We start from the raw sequence: 5,723 nt of genomic DNA, 5'->3' as shown, positions 1-5,723 counted from the left end.
GCAGCGTCAGCGGTTTATAAGAGACAGCACCATCACCAGGGGAAGCTCCACCGGGCCCACGGGACGGTGCGCGTCCACCGTCACCGGGAGGGCGAAGCGCGTCGCATCGGCGGCCACCGAGACGTCGCCCACGTTGATCCACGGAGCCACGAGCGCGGACTCGAAGCGGAAGGCCGGCGTCTCGCCACCGGTCCGTGTCACCAGCACCGTGAGCTGGTGCGTCCCGCCCTTCAGCACCTTGGGACGCGGCGTCTCGAAGGACAGCTGCACCGTCCCCGTGGCCGGCCGGGACGTGACGACCAGGGCGATGAAGTCCACGGCGGTCAGGTCCCCGCTCGTCGCGACCACCCGCAGCGGATGGGTGCCGGCGGCGACGTTGGCGCCCACCTCCAGGGAGAGGACACCGGACTCCGCGCCGGGCTCGATCCGCAGTGGGGCCTGGACGACGCCCGCGGGCAGGCCCTGCGCCTCCACCTGGATGGGGCCGGCATGCCCGCCGCTGCGCTGGACGGAGATGGGCTGCTCCAGCCGGCTGCCCGCCTCGGCGACCCAGCCGGCGACATCGACTCGCACCGAGATGGCCGGTTTGGGGGTGGTGACCGGAGGCGGCTGCTCTTCGCCGCTTCCATCCGAACCACAGCCTGTCCCCGCCAGCGTCAGCAGGCAGAGCAGGAAGACACAAGCCTTGTACATGGAACAGCAGGTCCTTGTGCAGCGGCTCCCGGCCCCCGACGGAGCGCCGCGTTGGGGCCTTCTATTCCATGCCCTCTCCCAGGTGAAGCGCCATTTGCGTGAGGCCTCCCGGAACTTGCGCGGCGCGCATCAAAAGAGCGGCCGCCTCCTTGTGGTCTCATCTGTAATTAAAATACAATTACATCATCCCGTTCGTGGAGGTGTTGCGTGCGAAGCAAGCTCTTCCTTCCGCTGTTGGGAATGTCCCTGGCGCTCGGCCTTTCAGGGTGTGGCGTCGAGGATGAAGCGACGCCGGCCGAGGAGTTCCTGGGCTCGGTGGACCAGCCCATCTACAACGCCCGCTGTCAGACGGACTACCAGGGCTACCAGACGGGGCGCTGCCTGGACATGAATGCGCTCGCCACCTGCCGGCTCGTCAACTACACGCCGCCGCGCACGGGCTGCACTTCCGGCAAGCGCCCCACGAGCACGCCGTCCGCGATATGCAACACGTACATCAACAGCAATTACTGTCAGGATCCGCCCGTCATCGAGCCCTGACGCGCAGCGTCCGGCCCGGGGCAGGACGCGCACCCGACTACGAGCGTGGCGCCTCTCCGAGCCAATCCCGGAGCGCGGGCACGAGTGACGCCACGTCCCGGAAGCGTTCGCGTGCGACGTGGCCTTCCGCGAGCGGGCCCTCGTAGTAGTGGACCACCGCGCCGAGCGTCACCCCGGGGGGCTCATCGGCGGTGAGTCTGCAGGTCCGTCCGCCATGCTCCACGACGAGGCCGCTCACCCGCCCGTCACGGTGTCGGCGGCAGCGCAGCGAAGACCCCGACGCCGCGAGCGCCCGGTCCACGTCCTCCATCAAGGCGTCCTCGAGGTTGCCGTCGAAGAGGGAGTCCACCTCCGCATCGAAGACCCACTCGACGAAGCGGCAGACCCCGGCCGCATCTCCCTCGTACGTCCGGCCGCCACAGTGGGCGATGAAGCGCCGCGATACACGGGAGCTCTCCGACCCGGGCCCCGTCTCCAGGTGCGGGATGATGAACGGCAGCCCCGTGGTGGAGGAGCTGTAGTCCGGACAGCGCGAGAACTTGAGTGTCCAGAGGCTGGTGAAGAAATAGAAGCGGCGGGCGGAGGGCAGCGCGTGCAGCCGCTCCAGCAGCTCCAGGTGGGGCACCAGGGGTGAGCTGACCCGGCTCTCCATGGCGGCCCGGGCCTGCTTCAAGGACTCTTCCCAACGCCACTCCGCGAATCGCCCCTCCTCGTGCGCGAGCGCGTACGGCTCGAGCCGCACGAACGGGTACTCCGCCCGCAGCTCGGAGGGGCGTGCGCCTCCATCAATCCACCGGAGCATCGCGGACACCAGTGCCTCCGTGTCCCGCGTCTCGACCGTCGCCAACGAGCGACGGCGGTGCCGGAAGGAACAGTGGAGCTGCTCCCCCTCGGGGGGCCAGGTGAGCTGGCACGTCCTCGCGTCTCTCTCCACCCACAGCGCCTCGGAGGAAAGGCCGTGCTCGCGCCGCCCCCGGAGCGGCGACCCACGCCGCTCCAGCGCCGCGTCCAGCACGGGCCGCAGCGCATCCAACCGCCGCTTGGAGCGGTCGACGAACGGAAAGCGCTGGTGGAGCCCTTCGCGCGGGACGGCGTCGAGGAGCCACGCGGCGCACGCTCGCGCCACCTCGTCCTGGGAGAGGTCCTCGCCTCGGGCCACCGAGTGCCCCGCTTCGATGAAGTCGGCGGAGTACTTGATGGGTCCGTCCAGGTACTGGAACACCTGCACCCGGCAGGTGCGCGCGCCCACCGTGGCCTCGACGAACCAGTTCACCTCCGCTCCCGTCAGCGTCACGGGGATGGGCGTCCCGCGCTCCCCGAGGGTCTGCGCCACCAGCGCCCGCAGCCCACTGGCCAGGCGCTTCATTTCGGTCGGGAGGCTCACGCCCCCGGAGCATAGAACGAAATCGTCACGGCGCTCCCCGCGCAGGCCTTGCGCTCCGTGGCCCGCGGGCGCGCAGGCTTTGCCGCCCGCGGGGGCCCGGAAGGCGCCCATCCAGGGCGCGTGGCTTGCAATCCCGGGTGCATCCCCATGAGCACGCACCCGCGACAGCCCTCCGCCTCCGCCCCGCCCGACCTGGGCGCGCTCTTCCTCGGCCCCAAGGGAGAGAACGCGGACATCTTCGAGCGCCTCCTGCTGGAGGCCTTCCGGGACCACATCTTCTGGCGGCGCAACCTCCACCCCGAGGATGGCTTCCTCATCCAGGAGTCCGACAAGCGCGCACCGGGCTACGAGGACTCCCTCTCCCTGCTGTCGCAGGAGCTGATGGGCCTGCTGAGCCAACTCAAGGGCGGCGTGCCCGCCTTCAGCCCCCGCTACATCGGGCACATGAGCTCGGACCTCACGATGGCGAGCCTCATCGGCTACTTCGCCACGCTGCTCTACAACCCCAACAACGTGTCCGCGGAGGCCTCACCCGTCACCACGCGGCTGGAGCTGGAGGTGGCCGAGCAGCTCGCGCGGATGGTGGGCTACGCGCCGGAGCGCTTCTGGGGACACCTCACCTCCGGTGGCACGGTGGCCAACTTCGAGGCCCTGTGGGTCGCGCGCAACGTGAAGTACCTCCCGGTGTCGCTGCGGCACGCCGCGGAGGAGGCCGGCCTGCGCCAGCTGGGAGTGCGGCTGGCGGATGGCCGCGAGCATCCCCTGCGCGAGCTGGGCCTGTGGCAGCTCCTCAACGTGCCCCCCGAGGCGGCGCTGGACCTGCTGGAGCGCTTCCGCGCGCAGGTGGGCGACGCCGGCAGCGCCATGGAACTGGTGATGCGCCACTCGCTGGCGTCGCTGGGTTACCAGGAGTTCGGCCTGCGGCTGTCCTCCGAGTTCAAGGACGCGCTGGCCCCGGGTGTGGTGCTGGTGCCCTCCACGGCGCACTACTCGTGGGAGAAGACGTGCCGGGCGCTGGGCATCGGCTCGCGGCAGCTCATCCACGTGCCGGTGGACACGCACTTCCGCATGTCCCCCGCCGCGCTGGAGGACACGCTGCGCACGCTGGCGGTGCGCCGTCAGCCCGTCATCGCCTGCGTGGCCGTCATCGGCTCCACGGAGGAGAGCGCGGTGGACCGGCTGGACCAGTTGGCGGACCTGCGGGAGCGGCTCGGGCGCGAGCTGGGCCTCGCCTTCCACCTGCACGCGGACGCGGCCTGGGGCGGCTATGCGGCCTCCATCACCCGGGGCCCGGGCGGAGCGCGCCGGACGTACGAGGAGACGCTCGCGGACTACGCGCCGGAGGCGTGGCCCTCCGAGGGTGTCTACCGCGCCCTGTGCGCGCTGGAGCGCACCGACTCGGTGACCATCGACCCGCACAAGCTGGGCTACATGCCCTACCCGGCCGGCAGCATCTCGTTCCGGGACAAGCGCGTGCGCGACCTCGTGTCGGTGGAGGCGCCCTACCTCTTTCATGCGGGCGGCAACGAGAGCGCCTACCTGGGCCGCTCCATCTTCGAGGGCTCCAAGCCCGGCGCCGCCGCGTCCGCCGTGTGGATGAGCCACAAGGTGCTGCCCCTGGACGCCAGTGGCTACGGGCGACTGGTGGGGGAGACGGCCAAGGGCGCCATGGCGCTCCACCGGCGCATCGCCAGCGGGGACTGGGCGCCCTTCACGCCGGTGCTGCTGCCGCCGTCGGACCTGAACATCGTCTGCTTCGCGGTGGGGCACCCGTCGCTGAAGACGCTGGAGGCGACCAACGACTTCGTGGACCGCCTCTACCGCGCGCTGAGCGTGGGCCCGGACACGCACCGGCGGCCGGACTACTTCGTGACGAAGACGGTGCTGCGCGCCGCCGAGTACGGACGGGCTGCCCTGCCCATTGTCGACCGGCTGGGCTTCACCTCCGCGGACTACGACCGGGCCGGCGGCGTGGCCGTGCTGCGCTGCACGGTGATGGACCCGTTCCTCGCCTCCCGACGGCAGAAGGTGGACCACATCCGCGGCTTCATCCAGACGTTGGGCGAGGTGATGCGGACGCAGCTCGACGTGAATCGATAACCCGAATTGATTGATGGGCGCTCCATTATATCGGCGCGCTCATCCCTGGAAGGAGCCATGCTGCCGCCTGTCTGGGGGTGAAGCATGGTTCACGTCCGCTGTCCCACCTGTGGTCTCGTCGTCGCGCTCAAGGCCGCCGAGGACGCGGCCCGTTCGCTGTGCAGGCGTTGCCTGGCCTCGCTGAAGACGGCCTCCGAGGCGGTGCCGGAGCGCCGTCCCCTGGGGTCCACCACGGAGGCACCGAGGCGCGCGCAGGCGTTCCCGGCGACGTCCACGCCTTCCCCGGAGGCCGTGGAGCCGGCTCGGCGCGCTCCGGCGTCTCCGGAGGCTCGAGCCATACCCGTGCCAGCACCTCCCACCCAGACCTCCGCACCCGTGGGCGACTGGTCGAGCGTTCACGCCGGGCTGAAGGGGCTGCGCAACCTGCTGTTCTTCGTGCTGCTGAGCGCGGCCGCGCTGCCGGTGTTGGCGCTCGTCTGGGGGGTCGTCGTCATCGTGTTGATCGCGCCCTACGGTTCCGGGAGGACGCCCATGCCCGCCCCCATCCGCTGGCTGGAAGACCCGACGAGAATCCTCGCGCTGGTCCTCCTCGTGCTGATGGCCGTCCTGGCGGTGCAGCTCTTCCGGTTCACCCGCGCGCCCGGGGCCGCGCTGCGCCGTCCCGCATGGCTCTCCTTCGGCACGTGGCTGGCTCACGGCATCCTGGTCGCCACGGCCTCCATTCTGGCTGGCAGCCCGTCCTACCCAGGCGTGGCCTGGGTCCTGGGATGGGTCAGCGGCCTGGGCATCATCCACTTCTTCCGCGTCCTCGCCCGGACCGCCCACGCGAAGCGCTCCGCGCTCCCGTCGCTGTTGCTCCTGATGAGCCCGATGCTCCTGGCGCCGCTTCTCCAGGCCCGGGGCGACATCGTGCTGCTCACAGGGGTGTCCCTCCTGTCATTCGCGGGGGTGGCCTGGTTCCTCTTCGACGTGATGATGCTCGCGCAGACGCTGCCCCCCTCCACCC

General features: G+C 70.6%; 4 protein-coding genes and 1 pseudogene. 3 read left to right on the top strand and 2 right to left on the bottom strand.

What is annotated here, in order from left to right; all coding sequences use genetic code 11:
• Window positions 1–6: 6 nt before the first annotated feature.
• A complete protein-coding gene (locus HG543_RS50830; RefSeq protein ID WP_169352210.1) occupies window positions 7–693 on the bottom strand; it encodes a COG1470 family protein in 687 nt (228 codons plus the stop codon).
• A 207-nt stretch (window positions 694–900) separates the two neighbouring features.
• Here HG543_RS50830 and HG543_RS50825 point away from each other — a divergent pair, with 207 nt between their 5' ends.
• Window positions 901–1,233, top strand: a complete 333-nt coding sequence (locus tag HG543_RS50825) for a hypothetical protein (RefSeq protein WP_169352209.1) — start codon at window positions 901–903, stop codon at window positions 1,231–1,233.
• A gap of 37 nt (window positions 1,234–1,270) precedes the next feature.
• Here HG543_RS50825 and HG543_RS50820 read toward each other — a convergent pair whose 3' ends face one another.
• On the bottom strand, window positions 1,271–2,599 hold the full coding sequence (locus HG543_RS50820) for a DUF6193 family natural product biosynthesis protein (RefSeq protein ID WP_169352208.1): 1,329 nt from the start codon (window positions 2,597–2,599) through the stop codon (window positions 1,271–1,273).
• A gap of 165 nt (window positions 2,600–2,764) precedes the next feature.
• On the opposite strand from HG543_RS50820, the gene HG543_RS50815 reads away from it, so the two are divergent.
• Together HG543_RS50815 and HG543_RS50810 are read left to right on the top strand one after the other, a co-directional pair.
• Window positions 2,765–4,717 carry a pyridoxal phosphate-dependent decarboxylase family protein gene (locus tag HG543_RS50815; RefSeq protein ID WP_169352207.1) on the top strand — a complete coding sequence of 651 codons (1,953 nt, stop codon included), beginning with the start codon at window positions 2,765–2,767 and terminating at the stop codon, window positions 4,715–4,717.
• 84 nt (window positions 4,718–4,801) lie between these two features.
• Window positions 4,802–5,723, top strand: a pseudogene (locus HG543_RS50810) (hypothetical protein); the annotation flags it as partial.

This window comes from Pyxidicoccus fallax, assembly GCF_012933655.1.
GTDB classification, from domain to species: Bacteria; Myxococcota; Myxococcia; order Myxococcales; family Myxococcaceae; genus Myxococcus; species Myxococcus fallax.
Note: the sequence above shows the minus strand (reverse complement) of the source record. Positions and strands in the feature narration are given on the sequence as shown.